This is a genomic window from Martinezella dioscoreae, assembly GCF_009176305.1.
Classification (GTDB): Bacteria; Pseudomonadota; Alphaproteobacteria; order Rhizobiales; family Rhizobiaceae; genus Rhizobium; species Rhizobium dioscoreae.
This window is the reverse complement of sequence record NZ_BLAJ01000002.1, coordinates 1,103,327-1,119,844: the sequence shown is the minus strand read 5'-3', so window position 1 is coordinate 1,119,844 and position 16,518 is coordinate 1,103,327. Positions and strand designations below refer to the sequence as shown.

Below are 16,518 nucleotides of genomic sequence, written 5' to 3'. Positions count from 1 at the left end.
TCACCCGTTGTCATTCGCGAGGAAAGCTTCGGCGAGCCGCACCCAGTAGCGGGCTGCCGGCGCGATGATGGCGTCGTTGAAATCGTAGCGGGCGCTATGCAGCGGTGCGCTGTCGCCATTGCCGACAAAGAGGTAGCTCCCGGGCTTGGCCTGCAGCAGGAAAGCAAAGTCTTCGCTCGCCGTCCGCGGCCGGAAATCCGCCTCGACGGCAGCACTTCCAAGCGCCTGCATGGCAACATTGCGGGCGAATTCTGTCTCTTCGGCATGATTGACGAGTGCAGGAAAACCGAGACGGTAATCGACTTCAGCCACAGCGCCGAAGCTCTCCGCCTGCGCGCGCGCCAGTGCGGGAATTCGCTCCTGCAATCTGGCTCGGACGGTCTCATTGTAGGCGCGCATGGTCAGCTTCATCTCCACGCTTTCCGGGATGACGTTCGAAGCCGAACCGGCATGAATGGAGCCGACCGTTGCGACCGCCATTTCCTGAGGATCGATATTGCGCGAGACGACGCTTTGCAGAGCAGTAATGAATGAAGCCGAAGCCAACACCGGATCAACGGCACGATGCGGCTCGGCACCATGTCCGCCCTTTCCGACGATGTTGATGACCGCCTTGTCGACGGAAGCCATCGCCGGGCCGGCAACAAAACCGAACTGCCCCGTCGGCACGCCGGGCCAATTGTGCAGTCCGAAGACCGCATCGACCGGAAACCGATCGAAAAGTCCTTCCGAGAGCATCTTGCGCGCGCCGGCGCCAATTTCCTCGGCCGGCTGGAAGATCAACCGCAGCGTGCCGCTGAAATTGGCGCTTTCTGCAAGGTAACGAGCAGCAGCGAGCAGGATCGATGTATGTCCGTCGTGGCCGCAGGCGTGCATGACGCCGGGATTGCTGCTGGCATAGTCAAGCCCGGTTGCTTCTTCAATGGGCAGCGCATCCATATCGGCACGGATGCCCAGGCTGCGCTGCCCATCGCCCCGCTTAAGGGTTGCGACCACGCCGGTCCCGGCTATGCCCGTTGCTACCTCGTAACCCCAGTCGGCAAGCAACGAAGCGACCTTCTTGGATGTGCGGTGCTCCTGAAAGGCGAGTTCGGGATATTGATGCAGGTCATGTCTCAGCGCGATGATCTCGTCGAGGTAGGCGACAATCCCTGTTTCGATTTGATCGGTGACCGAAGCGGGCTTGATGATAGCGTTCATGATGATCGTCCTGGCTCAGGCGCCGACGGCCTTTGCGGGTGTAATGTTCGAAGCCTCTGTCGCGTAACGGCTCTCGCGATACGGCAAGCCCAGATGATCTCGCAGCGTCTCCCCCTTCAACGCCGGGTCGAAATAGCCGTGCTCGGTCAGGATCGGCAGGACATGCCTGGAGAAATCGTCGAAGCCTTCACCGATCACCGGGAAACCGAGGATGAAGCCATCCGCGCCTTCTTCATCCACCCAGCGGATGATCTCATTGGCGATGTGCTCGGCCGTGCCGATGAAGGAGGTTCGCGGCGTGGCAGCATCGAGCGCCACCTCACGCAAGGTGAGCCCCTTCTCTCGCGCGGTTTTCTTGATGCGGTCGGTCGTGGCACGGAAGTTGTTGCGGCCGATATCGCCGAGATCGGGGAACGGCTCATCCAGGGGATAGGCGCTGAAATCGTGGTGATCGAAGAAGCGGCCGAGATAGGCCAGCGCCTCCTCGATGGTGACGAGATTGCGGATCGCCTGGTACTTGGCCTCCGCCTCCTCCTGCGTCGCGCCGACGATCGGCCCGATGCCCGGGAAGATGCCGACATCCGCGGCACTGCGGCCATGTGCGATCGCGCTCTGCTTTACCTGCTTATAGAAGGTCTTCGCGTCTTCCAGCGGTCCGCCATTGGTGAAGACGGCATCGGCGTGCTTGCCCGCTAGCCGGATACCGGAATCGGAAGCACCGGCCTGGAACACCACCGGCTGCCCCTGCTTGGAGCGGCCGATATTGAGGGGGCCTTCGATGCGGAAGAACCGGCCTTTGTGGTTCAGGCGGTGTAGCTTGGATTTGTCGGCATAGACGCCGGTCTCACGGTCGCGCACGAAGGCATCGTCATCCCAGGAATCCCATAACCCCTTGATCGCATCGAGATACTCGTCGGCAATCTCGTATCGCAGCTCGTGCTCGGGATGTTCGCGGCTATAGTTGCGGCCAGAGCCTTCGAGCGGAGACGTCACGGCATTCCAGCCGGCGCGGCCCCCGCTGATGAGATCGAGCGAGGCAAATTGCCGGGCGATGGTGAAGGGATCGCTATAGGATGTCGAAACCGTACCCACCAGGCCGAGCTTCGTGGTAAAGGCGGCAAGCGCCGAGAGGATCGTCAGCGGCTCGAAGCGGTTGAGGAAATGCGGGATCGATTGCTCGTTGATATAGAGTCCGTCCGCGACGAAAGCGAAGGCGATACCGGCCTCTTCGGCCTTGCGGGCCGTCTTGACGAAGAAGTTCAGATTGGTGCTTGCATCGGCCGGAACGCTCGGATGCTTCCAGGCATTCATGTGGCCGCCGGGGCCCTGCAGCATGATACCGAAGGTAACGTGTTTTTGAGCCATGATGATCCTCCTGGGACAGGCCGTTCAGGCAACGAGGGAAAGGCGCTCTTTGGCGAGCAATTCTATGGAGTTGAGGCGTTCGGCCGCCGTCAGCGCCGGCGTGTCGAGCACGAACTCCTCGACGCCGTAGCGGCGATGGAGTGCGTCAAGCTCGTCGCGGATCTGCGTCGCAGTGCCATGCAACACGCTCGGCACCTTCTCTTCGGTCCGGAACTCCGAGAAGCCGGCCTGCCGCGCAAATTCCGCCGCCTGCTCCTGCGTGCCGACATTGACGCTCTGGCCGTTGGGCAGGAAGAGCTTGACGATGCGCAGTTGCCCAACGCGCTCACGGGCATGGGCTTCGCTTTCGGCAGCAAAGGCTGCGAGCGCCAGGATCGGCACCTTGCCGCCCGTCGCATTCCCGTAGGCCTCGAAGGTATTGCGCAGATTTTCCGGATCGCCGTTCAGATGGCCGGCAAACACCAGCCGCCAGCCCTTCTCCGCGGCGAGCTTCGCGCTCTCCACGCTGGCGCCAAGGAGGAAGCGCTCCGGCGCACGCGGCGGAAAAGGCGTCGCCAGCGCGCCAACGGAATGAGGGTCGGCCGCGAGATAGGTGTTGATGTCGGAAAGCTGCTCGGCGAAGTCCGGCTTCTTCTCAGGATCGAAGGCACGCTGCAATGCGCGGGTGGAGAGCGGGAAACCGCCCGGCGCCTTGCCTACACCCAGATCGACGCGTCCCGGCGCCAGCGACGCCAGGAGATTGAAAGTTTCTGCGACCTTATAGGCGCTGTAATGCTGCAGCATGACGCCGCCGGAACCGACACGGATCCTCGAAGTCCGGGCAAGAAGATGAGCGATCAGGACTTCCGGAGCCGAACTTGCGAGGTTCGCCATATTGTGATGCTCGGCAACCCAGAAGCGATGATAGCCGAGTTCCTCGGCCCGGATGGCCAAGCGAGCCGTGGCACCGAGCGCATCGGTGGCGCTAAGCCCCTGTTCGATCGGGCTCTTGTCAAGAAGACTGAGAAGATAAGTCATGCCGTTCATCCATGTTTGCGCCCAATGCCAATCATGGAGCGCTATAGTCTATAAAAAACATAGATTTTAAGTTATTTAAGAAACAGCTTTCTTTTTCTTTCCCCGGATGCGGAAAAAATCAGCAGCGACCAAAATCGGTGGATGGGTGCAGATGCAGGTTCCAATGACGAGATCGAACGCCTGTTGAGACTACGCCTGCTCAGAGGAGAGCACAGCGTCGAGCCGTTAAACCCCGCGGATCACCGTTCATTTTGACCGGCTGTTACGCCTCTCACGACGCAAAGAGGGCGCAATCGAGAGCGATTGAACGCAATAGATTGCCAAAACCCGCAAATCAGTTCACCTTTTACCTATGCCCGATATCGCACGACCATTCGTGACCGATGATGATCCCGACCGGGACATCCGCTGCCAGGACGCGCTGCAAGCCGCTTTTCGAGAGTTGCTGAGTGCCGCGATCCTGGCGGGATGGTCGGAGCGTGAAGTCGCCTTGGCGATTGCTGAGCTCGCGGACAAGCATTTGCTCTCGCTTGAGACCCATGACAACACTGACGCCCTCATCGCATTGTTGCGGCGAATGACCTAATGAGCCAACCGTCCACCTGCGGGAGGATCGATCGTTACAGTACTCAATGTATGCCGCCGCCGCCACCCTCCTTGAGATCGACATTGCTCAGGATCAGCGCAAGCGGAATGGCGCAGAGCACGACCAGCATCAGCACATGGAATACATCGATATAGGCGAGGAAGCTCGCCTGGGTCTGCACCTGCTGCCCTATCCAGGCCGTCGCCTGCGCCTGGGCATCCGCCATGGTTGCACCTTTCTCGGCAAAATAACGCGTCATGGTTCGCAGTGTCTCCTGATAGGCCGGTGAGGGAGGCGTGACATGCTCCACCAGGCGGCTCTGGTGCCACTGCTCCCGATGCGCCAGGACATTTGACGCGATACAAACGCCGATGGAGCCGCCGATGTTGCGCGCAGCATTGATCATGGCCGACGCCTGATTGGTCTGTTCAGGCCTCAAACCGTAGTAGGAGGCAGAGGTGATGGGGATGAAGATCAGCGGCAGGCCGAGCCCGATATAGAGACGAGACCAGACGAAGAAGCCGAAGTTCAGGCCGGGATAGAGCCGCGTCAGCTGCCACATGGACATCGCAATGATCGCCGCACCTATGGCGATCAGATACTTCGGCTGAACCAGGGAATTCACCCGGCCGGCAACGAACATCATGACCATGGTCACAAGCCCGCCTGGCGAAAGTGCGAGCCCAGCCCAGGTCGCCGTATATCCGTAGTTCTGCTGCACGACCTCAGGGATGAACTGCGTCGTCGCAATCAGGATTGCGCCGGTTGCCATCATCACGATGAAACAGGAACCGAATTGCCGGGTGCCGAGCAGCCACCCGTCGATGATCGGGTTAGCCTTGGTCAGAACCCACGGTATGGCCGCCAGGAAGGCGAGAATGCATATGACTACCATGACGATGATGAAGTCGGAGCCGAACCAGTCATCGGTCTGCCCCCGATCCAGGATGAGTTCCAGAGAGCCGAGAAAGGTTGCCACCAGCAGAAAGCCGATGAGATCGAAACGCACGCCCTTCCGGCGGAATTCCTCGCGCATATTCCTCGTTTTCGGAGTCTCCGTCAACAGCACATAGACGAGCACGAAGGCGAATATGCCGACGGGACCATTGATGAGGAAGCACCAGTGCCAGGAGAGGTTGTCGGAGAGATAACCGCCTAAGGTCGGTCCGATGACCGGCGCGACGACCACGGCGACACCGAAGAGCGCAAAAGCCTGACCACGTTTTGCCGGCGGGAAGGCATCGGCAAGGATCGCCTGTGAGGTCGGCACCATGCCGCCGCCGGCAAAACCCTGTATAACGCGGAAAATCAACAGCGCCTGGAGATTCCACGATAGACCGCACAGAACGGAAGCGATCGTGAATGTCACCAGGCATAGGAGATAGAACCGACGGCGTCCGAACCGTTCGGCGAAATAGCTGCTGGCAACCAGCACGATGGCGTTGGAAACGAGATAGGTCGTGACCACCCAGGAGGCTTCGTCGGAGCTGACGGCAAGGCCGCCTGAAATGTAGCGCAGCGCCACGTTGGCAATCGTGGTGTCGAGCACTTCCATGAAGGTTGCCAGCGACACCACCATGGCTATCAGCCAGGGATTCGTGACTTGCGCGGATGATGCTTCTCTTCCGCCCGCCGCTGCGCCTGCACCGCTCATCTCGCTCAGCTCCTCGGGTGTACCGTCACTGTCGGCACCACGGACATGCCGGGGCCGATTGCAACATTATCGGGCCATCTGTCGACGATAATCTTGACCGGCACGCGCTGCGTGACCTTGACGTAATTGCCGGTCGCGTTTTCTGCTGGCAACAGCGAAAAGGCAGTGCCAGAGCCCGGCTGAACCGAGGCCACCTTTCCGTGGAGCGTGTGATTGGGATAGGCATCGATCGTGATGTCCACCGGCTGGCCCGGCCGCATGTCGGTGAGCTGCGTCTCCTTGAAGTTCGCCGTGATCCAGACCTCATCGGGAACGAATGTCGAGATTGCCTGCCCTGCCTCCACATACTGCCCCTTGGCGCCGGCAAGACGTACGATGCGCCCCGGCTGAGCCGCCGTGATCGTCGTGTAACTAAGGTTCTGCTGCGCTTCTTCGGCCTGTGCCTGCGCCTGCTTGAGGCTTGCGAGCGCACTGGATTTCTGCGCTTCGGCAACGGCTTTGTTCTTCAGCGCCGAGGTAATATTCGCCTGCATCTGGGCAAGACTTGCCTGATCCTGCTGCAGGGTTGCCGTAGCCTGTTGCACGGCCTGCACGCTGCCGGAGCCGGTCTTGACCAGTTGCTGCTGGCGATTGGATTCCTGCTGTGCAAATTGCAGAGCGGCGGTGGCGGAATTCTGTTGCGCCCTGGCGACGTCGACGGCGGCGCTCGCCGCCTCGATCTGCGCGCCGGCGCTGTCGACCGAGGCCTTTGCCACCTCTACCTGCCCGTTCGCCTGATCGAGCGCGATCTGATAGTCACGCGGATCGATCATCAAGATGACATCGCCGGCTTTGACGGACTGGTTATCGGTCACTGGAACCTCGGCAACATAGCCGGATACTTTGGCAGCAACCGAAAAGCTGCGCGCATCGACAAAGGCATCATCCGTCGACTCATAGGGATAGAAATAGATCTTCCAGACGAACCATGCGGCTACGATCAGTGCGAGCAACACGACGATGCCGAGCAGAATGGAGAGGGGATGACGGCGAATGAAGGATGCGCGCTTTTCAGCCGGTGCATCATTTTCGCGGCCGGCGTCATCAACAGGTTGCTGTTTCAGGCGATCCGGCTTGGTTTCCGCAATATTAGGTTGATTGTCAGCCATAACATGACCTTTGCTTGCTGTTCTGCGGGTTGTGTCTGGAGAAAATGGTCAGTGCCGCACAAAACTCCGGATCTTTTTGAGATCCCGAATGAAGGTGAGCTTGTTCTTTTCCCTCTCATCCGCCTCCCTGATCCGCAGAAGCGCCGAGGGATGAATGGTCACCAGGACATCGAGTTTTCCCGACGGATGCAGGATCTGGCCGCGGTCGCGCATGACCCTGACTTTCGAGCCGAGTAGCGAGGATACAGCCGTCGCCCCAAGTGCGACGACCAGCTTCGGCTTTAGCAATTCGAGTTCTGCTCCCAGCCACCAGGCACAGCGCTGCACCTCGCCGGCATTGGGCCTGGCATGCAGTCGTTTCTTGCCGCGCATCTGATATTTGAAATGCTTCACGGCGTTGGTGACATAACAACGGTCCCGATCCACGCCCGCTTCCTCAAGGCATTCATCAAGAAGCCGGCCGGCCGGTCCGACAAAAGGCCGGCCGGCCACATCCTCCTTGTCGCCCGGCTGTTCACCGACCAGCACGATGTCGGCCTGGGCCGGCCCTTCGCCGAACACGAGATGAGTGGCGTTGCGATAGAGATCGCAGCGTGTGCAGGATCGAGCATCCTCATGCAGCTCATCAAGTGTCTCTGCATCGGCATGCTCATAGCTGAGCGACGGGCCTGCGCCGGCCGAAGGAAATCTATCGAGCATTGGGGGCTCGCTATGGTTCCAGATTCTATGACGATCAACTAATCGTCCTTCTGTTTGTTCCATGCGGGATGCTCATCACGTGGGAACCCCCTCCCATGGTGCTCGTTAAGACAATGAGACCACGAGAACGGAGAACCCGCCATGAATAGCGAACGTAAAACCGGCTCCTTTGCATTAACCGCATTCTTCGACGACGAATATGACGCGGAAGCTGCAGCCCAGGCGTTGATGGAAGCCGGTATCCCGAAGGACGCGATCACCATGACACCGGGCAACCGGCCAGATACCTCACCGACCGATCACATGGGCTTTCTGGATGCGTTGACGGGCATCTTCTTTCACGAGGAGCAACGTGCCGCCTATGCAGCCGCCCTCGAACGAGGAGGAACGCTCGTCACGGTGCAGGAAATGAATGAGGCGCAGCATAATATCGCCCTGCCGATCCTGGCGGAAAAAGGCCAGATCGATCTCAACGAGCGCGAAAGCACCAGTTAGGCCGGCAGGCTTTCGCTTTGCTATGGGAATGACCGCTCTCGAGCAGAGTTCAGGATTTTGGCGCGTTCCTGAGCGTCGATATCCATGTCGGCTTCGCTCCGGCGGAAAGATACTAGCCTTGTCGTCTTCGTCCATTTAGACAAACAATTCCTATTATAGTCTATAAAAATAGTTTGCTATTTCTATCGATCCTGCCCCCGATTTCGCTAGGCTCTGTGCATTCCATTCAGGGAACCGCCGGAAAATCTGATCCGGCCAAGGGGACTAGTCATGAAATTCAACACACTGATCGCTGCGGCCGTCTTGGGTCTCGCCAGCATTTCCATGGCGGCCGGCGCAGCCGCTGCCGACAAGAAGGTCGTCGTCGCCTATCAGACGGATGCCCTTCCCTCCTCTGTCGCGATCGCCAATGGCGATTTCGCAAAGGAGACGGGCTATGAGATCGACTTCCGCAAGTTCAATTCGGGAGCAGAGATCTTCGCCGCCATCGCATCCGGCGATGTCCAAATCGGTTATGTCGGCTCGAGCCCGTTTGCCGCTGCTGCTTCACGCGGCCTCGAGGTGAAGGCCTTTTACCTCTCGTCCATCTCGGGCGTCGATGAAGCTCTGGTGGTGCGCAATGGCTCCGGCATCAACACACTCGCCGATCTGAAGGGCAAGAAGCTCGCGGCGGCACCCGTTTCCACTGACCATTATCAGCTGCTCGCCCTGATCAAGTCCCTTGGCCTGAGCGAAAAGGACGTACAGGTCTTTGCTGTCCCGCAGCCTGAAATCGTCGCAAGCTACAATCGCGGTGATATCGACGGCGGCTTCGTCTGGGACCCGGCACTCACCGAACTGAAGAAGAACGGCAAGGTGCTGGTGACATCCAAGGACGTCGCCGACAAGGGCGCTCCAACATTTTCCGCCTGGGTCGCAACCTCGAAATTCGCAGCAGACAATCCGCAATTCCTGAAAGCCTATGCCTCGGTGATCAACAAATACTACGCCTCGTTCGCCGCCGACAAGGCCGCCTGGGGACCGAACAGCGACAACGCCAAGGCGCTCGCCAAGCTTCTGGGCGGCACGGCAGAGCAGCAGGCGGCAGCGCTCAAGAACCTTACTCTGCTGACACCCGACGTGCAGGCATCGGCCGCCTGGCTCGGTGGCGGCGATCAGTCCGGCGCGGCAAAAATCCTCAAGGACACGGCAGCCTTCCTGAAGAGCCAGGGGAAAGTCTCCGAAGTCCTGCCGAATTACGGCGCATTCGTCACCGCCGACGCGCTCGTCAGCGCAAGCAACTGATCCTCCCTGGCGTCGGCGCGCTTGTCGCGCCGGCGTCGCAATATCGAGAGAGCCCATGCTTCAAGTCGACCATGCAAGCGTCTTCTTTGCAGCGCGTGACGGCAGAACCGTTCACGCGCTTGACCGCGTTTCCTTCGACATTCCCGAACGCGGCATCGTGGTCGCACTCGGCGCATCCGGTTGCGGCAAATCCACCCTGCTCAATGCGATCGCCGGTTTCCTGCCGCTTTCAGAGGGAAAGATCACGCTCGACGGCAGGCCTGTTTCCGGTCCCGGCGCCGATCGCGGCGTCGTCTTCCAGAAGGATTCGCTGCTGCCATGGAAATCCGTGATCGACAATGTGGCTCTCGGCCTGCAATTTGCCGGACTGGGTAAACGGGAACGCCGGGATCGCGCATCGGAACTGCTACGGCTTGTCGGTTTGACCGACTTTGCCAATGCTCTGCCCTATGAGTTGTCGGGCGGCATGCGCCAGCGCGTCGGCATTGCCCGGGCACTTGCCACCGATCCCGATATCCTGCTGATGGACGAACCATTCGGCGCTCTCGACAGCCTGACGCGCGAGCAGATGCAGGAGCTGCTGGTTTCCGTCTGGGCTAGAACCGACAAGCGCATCTTCTTCATCACCCATTCGATCGAGGAGGCGCTTTTTCTCGGAACCGAGGTTCTCGTCATGTCTCCGAGGCCCGGGCGTGTCGTTGCGCGTTTCGAACTCGATTTCGTACATCGCTTTGCCGCCAGCGGCGATACGAAGGCGATCATCTCGTCGCCTGAATTCAGCAGCCTTCGGGAAGAAATTCGCGCTATTCTCCACAGCGCCGAGAACATCAGGAGCGTGGCATGAGTGACATCATCGAAACGCGCCCGATTACCGTTCCTCAAAGGGAAGCGCAACCGAAGCTGGTTCGCGTCCCGAGTTTCGGCGTTGGCGAGAAACCCACCATCGCCATCAGCATCGCGACTGCGATCGTCTGCCTCGCATTGTGGTGGCTCGTCGCAAAGCTCGGTCTGGTGTCACACCTCTTCCTGCCTCGCCCCGATGAAGTGCTGACGCAGATCGGCGTCGTCTACCGCGATGGTTATGCCGGCGCTTCACTTTCCGAACATGTATTGGCAAGCCTGTTCCGCATCGTCGTCGCCGCAGCCATCGCGATCGGGGTCGGCATTCCTGTCGGTCTGCTGATGGGGCTCAACCGCTGGGCAAAGGGAATTCTCGATACGTCGATCGAATTCTATTGGCCGCTGCCGCCCCTTTCCTATCTGCCGCTGATGATCATATGGCTTGGGATCGGCGAGACCTCGAAGATCACCCTTCTCGTGCTCGCCATGTTCGCGCCGATCTGCCTGTCCGCCCAAGCCGGCGTGCGTTCGCTGCCGCTGGAGCGGGTCAATGCCGCACGGTCCCTCGGCGCGAACCGGCTGCAGCTTTTCTTCAACGTCGTCCTGCCTTCGGCGCTGCCGGAAATCCTGACGGGCATCCGGATCGCCCTCGGCATTGGCTGGGGAACGCTGGTGGCGGCCGAACTCATCGCTTCGACCCGCGGCATCGGCTTCATGATCATGTCGGCGTCGCAGTTCCTTGCCACCGACGTCGTCTTCGTCGGCATCGGCATCATTGCGGTCTGCGCCTTTGCCTTCTCGACCGCCGTCCGCATTCTTGAAGCCGTGCTCGTCCCGTGGAAGGGCAAGCTTTAGACTCAAGGGAGATGAGCCGAGGATCACCACGGCTCTCCTCGCCACAAATCCCGTATCAATCAATTCAGAGAGACCGACAGGCGCAGGCATGAGCGATAACAGCGAATTTCTCTGGTACATCCCGAACGACGTCAAGCCGGGTCACCGCGGCGATTCCGCCGTCGAGAACCACAACAGCCTGGAAACGCTCACGAGCCATGCCAAGGCATTGGAGGATCACGGCTGGAAGGGCGCATTGATCGGCACCGGCTGGGGCCGACCCGACACTTTCACCGTCGCGGCCGCACTTGCGGCGCGCACCACCAGCTTCGAGCCGCTCATTGCAATCCGCCCCGGCTACTGGCGCCCAGCGCACTTCGCTTCCGCTGCTGCCACGCTGGATCAGCTGAGCGGCGGCCGGGTGCGCATCAACATCGTTTCCGGCAAGGACAATCTTGCCGCCTATGGCGACAGCGAGGGCGATCAAGCGCACCGCTATGGCCGCACCAAGGAATTCATGCGGCTCAGCCGCAGGCTCTGGACCGAAGAGAATGTCACCTATGAGGGAGAACACTTTCGCGTCAGCGAATCCACGGCTGCGCCGCGCATCAAGCCGCGCGGTGAACGTCTGCATCCCAGGCTCTATTTCGGCGGCGCTTCGGATGCTGCAGAACGCGTTTCCGCCACGGAGGCAGATGTTCAGCTTTTCTGGGGCGAGCCACTCGCCGACATTGCTGAGCGAATAAGCCGGCTTAAGGCATTAAGCAGAGACCTTGATCGCGATCTGCCGCCACTGGAATTCGGGCTGCGCATTACGACGCTGGTGCGCGACACGACGGAGCAGGCCTGGACCGACGCCGAGGCGAAAGTCGCGGAGATGGCTGAGAATAAGGGTGTCGGCTGGAATGATCACCGGCAATCGATCGCAGTGGGCCAGAAACGGCTGTTCGATCTCGCCGCGCGCGGCGACGTGCTTGACGACAATCTCTATACCGCGCCGGGCAGGTTCGGCGGCGGTGGCGCCGGCACAACCTGGCTGGTCGGCTCGCCAGAGGATGTCGCCCGCTCCCTGCGCAAGTATCGCGACCTCGGCATTACGCATTTCGTTCTTTCGGACACACCATACCTCTCGGAAATAAAGCGGCAAGGTGAGCAACTGCTGCCGCTGTTGCGCGCCTGAAGGCGTGGCGCGACGAGCCAATTGAGACACGGGAATTTCGATTTCACGGCTGGCCGGGATCGGTCGCCGGGGTTTCATAACGTCTTTGAATTATTTATAGTCGAGGCTAAACATCATTACACGACTCTTAATCAAGAGGGAGATGAGCCGCCTTGACGAAATTGCCTGCCGCCCCGGAAAGCCGTCTTTCTTCGACCGAGATCGAGACGCATGCCGAGGCCTTTCAGAAAAGCCGCGACGATCGACGTACTGAATTGATGGAGGATTACGTCGAGCTCATCGCCGATCTGATAGAGCATGCTGGCGAAGCGCGCCAGACCGATATTGCGCAAAGACTGGGAGTAACGCAGCCGACGGTTGCAAAAATGCTCAAGCGGCTCGCCGAGGAAAACTTGATCACGCAGCGCCCCTATCGTGGCGTGTTCCTGACTGAAGAAGGGCACCGCCTGGCGGTGGCAACCCGCCGGCGCCATGAGATCGTCGAGGCCGTTCTTTGCCGCCTCGGCGTCGATCCTGATACGGCAAGGAATGATGCCGAGGGCATCGAACACCATGTCAGCGAAAAGACCCTCGAAGCCTTCGAGCGTTTTTTGAAGACATGACTGCCCCCAATACATCGGATCAATCCGATAGCAATCGCGCCAGAGAGCCATTTAGGGCACAGTTTTGACAAGAATGAGTTGAAAAGAAGCGGACAGTGATTGTCCGGCTTGACCCGCTACCTGATATCAACACAAGGTTTACCAATGCTCGCTAAGCAGAACTTGGCGAACTGCCGGCCTTTTATTTCGCATACCGACTTTTACTGCCGGCGCAGGGAATCATGATGAACGCCCAGGACTTCAGCAGCACCGTTTTCGACCTTGCCCCCGTCGCCATGTGGCTGGAGGATTTCAGCGGCGTCAAGGAGCAGTTCGAGGTCTGGCGTGCGGAGGGCGTGACGGACCTGCGTTCCTATCTGTTGGCCGACGTGCAGCGCGTCGCATCCTGCTCGCAAAGGATCAAGCTTCTTGCCGTCAATACCAGGACGCTGGAGCTCTTCGAGGCGCCATCCTTCGAGACGCTCGTCGAAAGCCTTCCGCGGGTCTTTCGCGACGAGATGCTGCAAAGCCATGTGAATGAGCTGGTGGCGCTCTGGGAAGGCAAGACCGAGTTTTCCGGCACCGCAATCAACTATTCCCTCGGCGGCAAAAGGCTCGACATCCAGCTACGCGGCGTCATCCTGCCGGGCCACGAGACCTCGTGGAGCCGGCTGCTGCTGACGACGGAAGACGTGACGGCCCGCGAGGAGGCGAGACGGCAGGAAGAGCGGCAGCGCCGCTATGCCGAGGGCATGTTCGAGCATTCGCCGGTTTCCCTGTGGGTCGAGGATTTTAGCCGCATCAAGATCCTGCTCGATGATATCCGCCACCGAGGCATCGTCGACTTTCAGGTATTTCTCGACGTGCATCCGGAGTTCGTCCAGCAATGCATGAGTGAGATCAGCGTGCTCGACGTCAATCAGGCAACGCTCGATCTATTCTGCGCACCGGACCGCCAGACCCTGCATCAGCGGATCGGCGAAGTGTTCCGCGATGATATGGAGAAGCATTTTCGCGGGCAATTGGTGGAGTTGTGGAACGGTCGCCTCTTCCATCAGCGTGAAGTGCTGAACTATGCGCTCGACGGATCGGAGCGTCACGTCCTCCTGCAGTTTTCGGTTTTTCCCGGTTACGAGGAAGACTGGTCGCTGGTGCAGGTGGCACTCACCGACATTACCGCGCGCAAGAAGGCGGAAGCCTATCTCGAATATCTCGGCAAGCACGATGTGCTCACCCGGCTTTTCAACCGCGCCTTCTATATGGAGGAGCTCAACAGGCTGGAGCGCAAATCGCTTCGGCCAGTATCGGCCATCATTCTCGATCTGAACGGACTCAAGGAGTCCAATGACGAGAGCGGCCACGATGCTGGCGATGCTCTGCTGCGCCGTATGGGCGAGGTGCTGAACAGCGTCGTCTCCCTGCCGAACCACGCCGCCCGCATCGGCGGCGACGAATTTGCAGTTCTCATGCCGGGCGCTGATGAAATCGCGGCTGCCGCGATGGTCGAGACGATCAACGAACTGCTGAAGATCAACAACCAGTTCTATTCCAGCGCGCCGCTCAGCGTCTCCATCGGCATTGCCACGAGCCTGCCCGGCGAAACCATGGAAGCCATGATCAAGCGCGCGGATCTCGGCATGTACGAGCAGAAGAAGGCTCACTACACCGCAGCTGCCACCATTGGTCCGCATCAGGCAAAGCACGGCGCCTGACGCTCCCGCATAGAGACCGACCCGCATAATCCATTGAAACCGTTGGGTTTCATACGCCCGGTTGCCAGGAACAAAAACGCGACTTCTCATTTGGCTCTCTGGGAAAGATGGAGTTTTGACATGGACGATCAAACGACCAATATCGTCGTCGCCACTCGCACGGCACTCGACCAGGCCTCGGCGCTCGCGGTTCAATATGGATTTTCGCTTCTCGGCGCGATCATTCTTCTGATCGGTGGCTGGCTTCTTGCGGGCATTATCAGCCGCTCGGCCTACCGCGTCATCTCGCGCATTCGCGGCATAGATGAAACGCTCGCGAGCTTCTTCCAGAATGTCCTGCACTACAGCTTGCTCATCCTTGTCTTCATCACCGTCCTTGGCCAGTTCGGCGTTCAGACCGCCTCCATCATCGCCGCTCTCGGTGCTGCCGGCCTGGCGATCGGCCTGGCATTGCAAGGCACGCTTCAAAATATCGCCGCCGGCATCATGCTGCTGATCCTGCGGCCATTCCGGGTCGGCGAATATATCGAGGCGACGAACGTCAAAGGCTACATCAAGGAAATCGGGCTCTTCGCCACGGAGATGAGGACGGCGGACGGCCTCTATCTGATGGCACCGAACTCGACGCTCTGGAACACGCCCATTATCAACCACAGCCGCGAGCCGGACCGCCGCCAGCAATTGTCCGTTGCCATGGGTGAGAAAATTGACATCGATCTTGCCCGCAAAACGATCCTCGACATCCTGAAAGCGGATCAACGCATCAAGACCACACCGGCACCGAAGGTTTTTCTCGACGAATTGGCCGTCGATCAAGCCGTGCTCAACATCGAATATTGGGCAATCACCACGTCGTGGTCCGATGTCCGGCACGATGTGGTCTCGAAGCTCAAGGCCAGGCTTGCCGAGCCCGACATAACGATCAAATCACCAACGGAGGCGACAGGGCCTGCCGACTGAGGTTACTGCTCGAACGCTAAGCCTGCCGCCGGCAGGGAGTCGAACCAGCGGCAGGCTTCGCGAGGTCATGACACCTCGAGCAAGATCGATGTCCTGCCCGTTCTAAACTTCCGCGAGAGGCATTTGTTCCCTGCCGCGATAGGAAAGGGCCGAATTAGAAACCCGTGAATCTACCATTTGATACGGTAGTCCAGCCGCACATTGCCAGCCGGCGTCAAAGTCTGCGGATCGGCGAAGGAGGCCGAGAAATTGAGGTTCGGCGCCAAAGGCTGCCGAAACGAGACCGTGCTGGAAAAGACGCTGCCGACGTCCTTCAGATTGCCGATCGCAGATAGAGACGTCCCCGTCCACGGAACCGCAACGGTCACGGCTTGTGTCGCGGTAATGGAGTTTGCCGCATTCCGCGTGCCCGCATAATTTACGTTCAGCGACCTCGAAGTGCTCATGTCCAGGTTTTCCGACACCGTCCAGCTCCGCGAGCGTTCGAGGCAAAGCGTTCCGGTGCTGTTGAGCGCGTCGACCCTCAATGACACCTCTCGGCGCCATGCGGTCGAAAAGCGCTTGTGATCGTCGATTGCCGTACCCCATAGGGTTGCCAGGCTGCTGCTGCGCAGGATGGCGCCGGTGGCCGCGCTGCCAAGTCCGAGATCCATGCCAGCGCTGACATCCCAGGCCATCGGCAGCCGGAAACCGAGAGTGGTCTTGTATGTTCTCGGTGCGACCTTGACCGGCGACCAGATCATCAGATCGCTGGCTTTGGTCACCTGCGGCAAGCTGACACTCGCAAGAAGACCAAGAACGCCGCGAAGGACGCGTTTTGACTTGAAGCCCATGTTAAAGCCCGCATTCTCTATGCCCCCGACCTCGTAATTTTCAGGGCGCACCAAGGCAACAGCCGGGCACGGAAACACCCGCATTCCGGCTTCAGATTGATTTTGTTCGGTTAAGCGCCGGCAAAATTGC

16 protein-coding genes are annotated in these 16,518 nt (G+C 59.6%); 9 read left to right on the top strand and 7 right to left on the bottom strand.

Translation table 11 applies throughout. The features are described from left to right. The 3 genes from GDN47_RS11725 to GDN47_RS11715 are packed head-to-tail and all read right to left on the bottom strand — an operon-like array spanning nt 1 to nt 3,582. The gene (locus GDN47_RS11725) at nt 1–1,200 is read right to left on the bottom strand and encodes a M20 aminoacylase family protein (protein ID WP_152093407.1); all 1,200 of its coding nucleotides are present in this window, start codon (nt 1,198–1,200) and stop codon (nt 1–3) included. A gap of 15 nt (nt 1,201–1,215) precedes the next feature. After that, the gene (locus GDN47_RS11720) at nt 1,216–2,565 is read right to left on the bottom strand and encodes an LLM class flavin-dependent oxidoreductase (protein ID WP_152093406.1); all 1,350 of its coding nucleotides are present in this window, start codon (nt 2,563–2,565) and stop codon (nt 1,216–1,218) included. Between the two features lie 24 nt (nt 2,566–2,589). Further along, nucleotides 2,590–3,582: an LLM class flavin-dependent oxidoreductase gene (locus tag GDN47_RS11715; RefSeq protein WP_152093405.1), complete on the bottom strand. Its 993-nt coding sequence runs from the start codon at nt 3,580–3,582 to the stop codon at nt 2,590–2,592. Between the two features lie 376 nt (nt 3,583–3,958). On the opposite strand from GDN47_RS11715, the gene GDN47_RS11710 reads away from it, so the two are divergent. Continuing rightward, on the top strand, nt 3,959–4,168 hold the full coding sequence (locus tag GDN47_RS11710) for a hypothetical protein (RefSeq protein ID WP_233789861.1): 210 nt from the start codon (nt 3,959–3,961) through the stop codon (nt 4,166–4,168). A gap of 43 nt (nt 4,169–4,211) precedes the next feature. On the opposite strand, the gene GDN47_RS11705 is transcribed toward GDN47_RS11710, so the two are convergent. The 3 genes from GDN47_RS11705 to GDN47_RS11695 are packed head-to-tail and all read right to left on the bottom strand — an operon-like array spanning nt 4,212 to nt 7,669. Beyond that, nucleotides 4,212–5,822, bottom strand: coding sequence for a DHA2 family efflux MFS transporter permease subunit (locus tag GDN47_RS11705; protein ID WP_152093404.1), 1,611 nt, complete (start codon nt 5,820–5,822; stop codon nt 4,212–4,214). A gap of 5 nt (nt 5,823–5,827) precedes the next feature. Beyond that, entirely contained in the window at nt 5,828–6,970 is a 1,143-nt protein-coding gene (locus GDN47_RS11700; protein ID WP_152093403.1) for an HlyD family secretion protein, read from the bottom strand. A 48-nt stretch (nt 6,971–7,018) separates the two neighbouring features. Beyond that, nucleotides 7,019–7,669, bottom strand: coding sequence for a UdgX family uracil-DNA binding protein (locus GDN47_RS11695; protein WP_113332393.1), 651 nt, complete (start codon nt 7,667–7,669; stop codon nt 7,019–7,021). 141 nt (nt 7,670–7,810) lie between these two features. Here GDN47_RS11695 and GDN47_RS11690 point away from each other — a divergent pair, with 141 nt between their 5' ends. The 8 genes from GDN47_RS11690 (at nt 7,811) to GDN47_RS11655 (ending at nt 15,555) form a co-directional block, all read left to right on the top strand. Continuing rightward, nucleotides 7,811–8,164 carry a hypothetical protein gene (locus GDN47_RS11690; protein WP_113332394.1) on the top strand — a complete coding sequence of 118 codons (354 nt, stop codon included), beginning with the start codon at nt 7,811–7,813 and terminating at the stop codon, nt 8,162–8,164. 270 nt (nt 8,165–8,434) lie between these two features. Continuing rightward, nucleotides 8,435–9,448, top strand: coding sequence for a taurine ABC transporter substrate-binding protein (gene tauA, locus GDN47_RS11685; RefSeq protein WP_152093402.1), 1,014 nt, complete (start codon nt 8,435–8,437; stop codon nt 9,446–9,448). A 55-nt stretch (nt 9,449–9,503) separates the two neighbouring features. After that, the gene (locus tag GDN47_RS11680) at nt 9,504–10,292 is read left to right on the top strand and encodes a taurine ABC transporter ATP-binding protein (RefSeq protein ID WP_152093401.1); all 789 of its coding nucleotides are present in this window, start codon (nt 9,504–9,506) and stop codon (nt 10,290–10,292) included. Continuing rightward, nucleotides 10,289–11,143 carry an ABC transporter permease subunit gene (locus tag GDN47_RS11675; protein WP_152093400.1) on the top strand — a complete coding sequence of 285 codons (855 nt, stop codon included), beginning with the start codon at nt 10,289–10,291 and terminating at the stop codon, nt 11,141–11,143. The genes GDN47_RS11680 and GDN47_RS11675 overlap by 4 nt, the downstream gene beginning before the upstream one ends. A gap of 88 nt (nt 11,144–11,231) precedes the next feature. Next, nucleotides 11,232–12,302, top strand: a complete 1,071-nt coding sequence (locus tag GDN47_RS11670; protein WP_152093399.1) for an LLM class flavin-dependent oxidoreductase — start codon at nt 11,232–11,234, stop codon at nt 12,300–12,302. Nucleotides 12,303–12,454: 152 nt separating this feature from the next. Then, nucleotides 12,455–12,904 (top strand): manganese-binding transcriptional regulator MntR, encoded by a 450-nt coding sequence (mntR, locus tag GDN47_RS11665; RefSeq protein ID WP_069614474.1) that lies wholly within the window; start codon nt 12,455–12,457, stop codon nt 12,902–12,904. Between the two features lie 221 nt (nt 12,905–13,125). Continuing rightward, nucleotides 13,126–14,595 (top strand): sensor domain-containing diguanylate cyclase, encoded by a 1,470-nt coding sequence (locus GDN47_RS11660; RefSeq protein WP_233789859.1) that lies wholly within the window; start codon nt 13,126–13,128, stop codon nt 14,593–14,595. Nucleotides 14,596–14,715: 120 nt separating this feature from the next. After that, nucleotides 14,716–15,555, top strand: a complete 840-nt coding sequence (locus GDN47_RS11655; protein ID WP_113333303.1) for a mechanosensitive ion channel family protein — start codon at nt 14,716–14,718, stop codon at nt 15,553–15,555. A gap of 170 nt (nt 15,556–15,725) precedes the next feature. Here the strand turns inward: GDN47_RS11655 and GDN47_RS11650 are convergent, their stop codons facing one another. Beyond that, nucleotides 15,726–16,388, bottom strand: coding sequence for a hypothetical protein (locus GDN47_RS11650; protein WP_152093397.1), 663 nt, complete (start codon nt 16,386–16,388; stop codon nt 15,726–15,728). Between the last annotated feature and the right edge of the window lie 130 nt (nt 16,389–16,518).

Excerpts from the sequence above, each read along its gene's own strand:
- GDN47_RS11725 (WP_152093407.1), bottom strand. The coding sequence starts at position 1,200 with ATGAACGCTATCATCAAGCCCGCTTCGGTCACCGATCAAATCGAAACA.
- GDN47_RS11720 (WP_152093406.1), bottom strand. The coding sequence starts at position 2,565 with ATGGCTCAAAAACACGTTACCTTCGGTATCATGCTGCAGGGCCCCGGC.
- GDN47_RS11715 (WP_152093405.1), bottom strand. The coding sequence starts at position 3,582 with ATGACTTATCTTCTCAGTCTTCTTGACAAGAGCCCGATCGAACAGGGG.
- GDN47_RS11705 (WP_152093404.1), bottom strand. The coding sequence starts at position 5,822 with ATGAGCGGTGCAGGCGCAGCGGCGGGCGGAAGAGAAGCATCATCCGCG.
- GDN47_RS11700 (WP_152093403.1), bottom strand. The coding sequence starts at position 6,970 with ATGGCTGACAATCAACCTAATATTGCGGAAACCAAGCCGGATCGCCTG.
- GDN47_RS11695 (WP_113332393.1), bottom strand. The coding sequence starts at position 7,669 with ATGCTCGATAGATTTCCTTCGGCCGGCGCAGGCCCGTCGCTCAGCTAT.
- GDN47_RS11690 (WP_113332394.1), top strand. The coding sequence starts at position 7,811 with ATGAATAGCGAACGTAAAACCGGCTCCTTTGCATTAACCGCATTCTTC.
- tauA (WP_152093402.1), top strand. The coding sequence starts at position 8,435 with ATGAAATTCAACACACTGATCGCTGCGGCCGTCTTGGGTCTCGCCAGC.
- GDN47_RS11680 (WP_152093401.1), top strand. The coding sequence starts at position 9,504 with ATGCTTCAAGTCGACCATGCAAGCGTCTTCTTTGCAGCGCGTGACGGC.
- GDN47_RS11675 (WP_152093400.1), top strand. The coding sequence starts at position 10,289 with ATGAGTGACATCATCGAAACGCGCCCGATTACCGTTCCTCAAAGGGAA.
- GDN47_RS11670 (WP_152093399.1), top strand. The coding sequence starts at position 11,232 with ATGAGCGATAACAGCGAATTTCTCTGGTACATCCCGAACGACGTCAAG.
- GDN47_RS11660 (WP_233789859.1), top strand. The coding sequence starts at position 13,126 with ATGATGAACGCCCAGGACTTCAGCAGCACCGTTTTCGACCTTGCCCCC.
- GDN47_RS11655 (WP_113333303.1), top strand. The coding sequence starts at position 14,716 with ATGGACGATCAAACGACCAATATCGTCGTCGCCACTCGCACGGCACTC.
- GDN47_RS11650 (WP_152093397.1), bottom strand. The coding sequence starts at position 16,388 with ATGGGCTTCAAGTCAAAACGCGTCCTTCGCGGCGTTCTTGGTCTTCTT.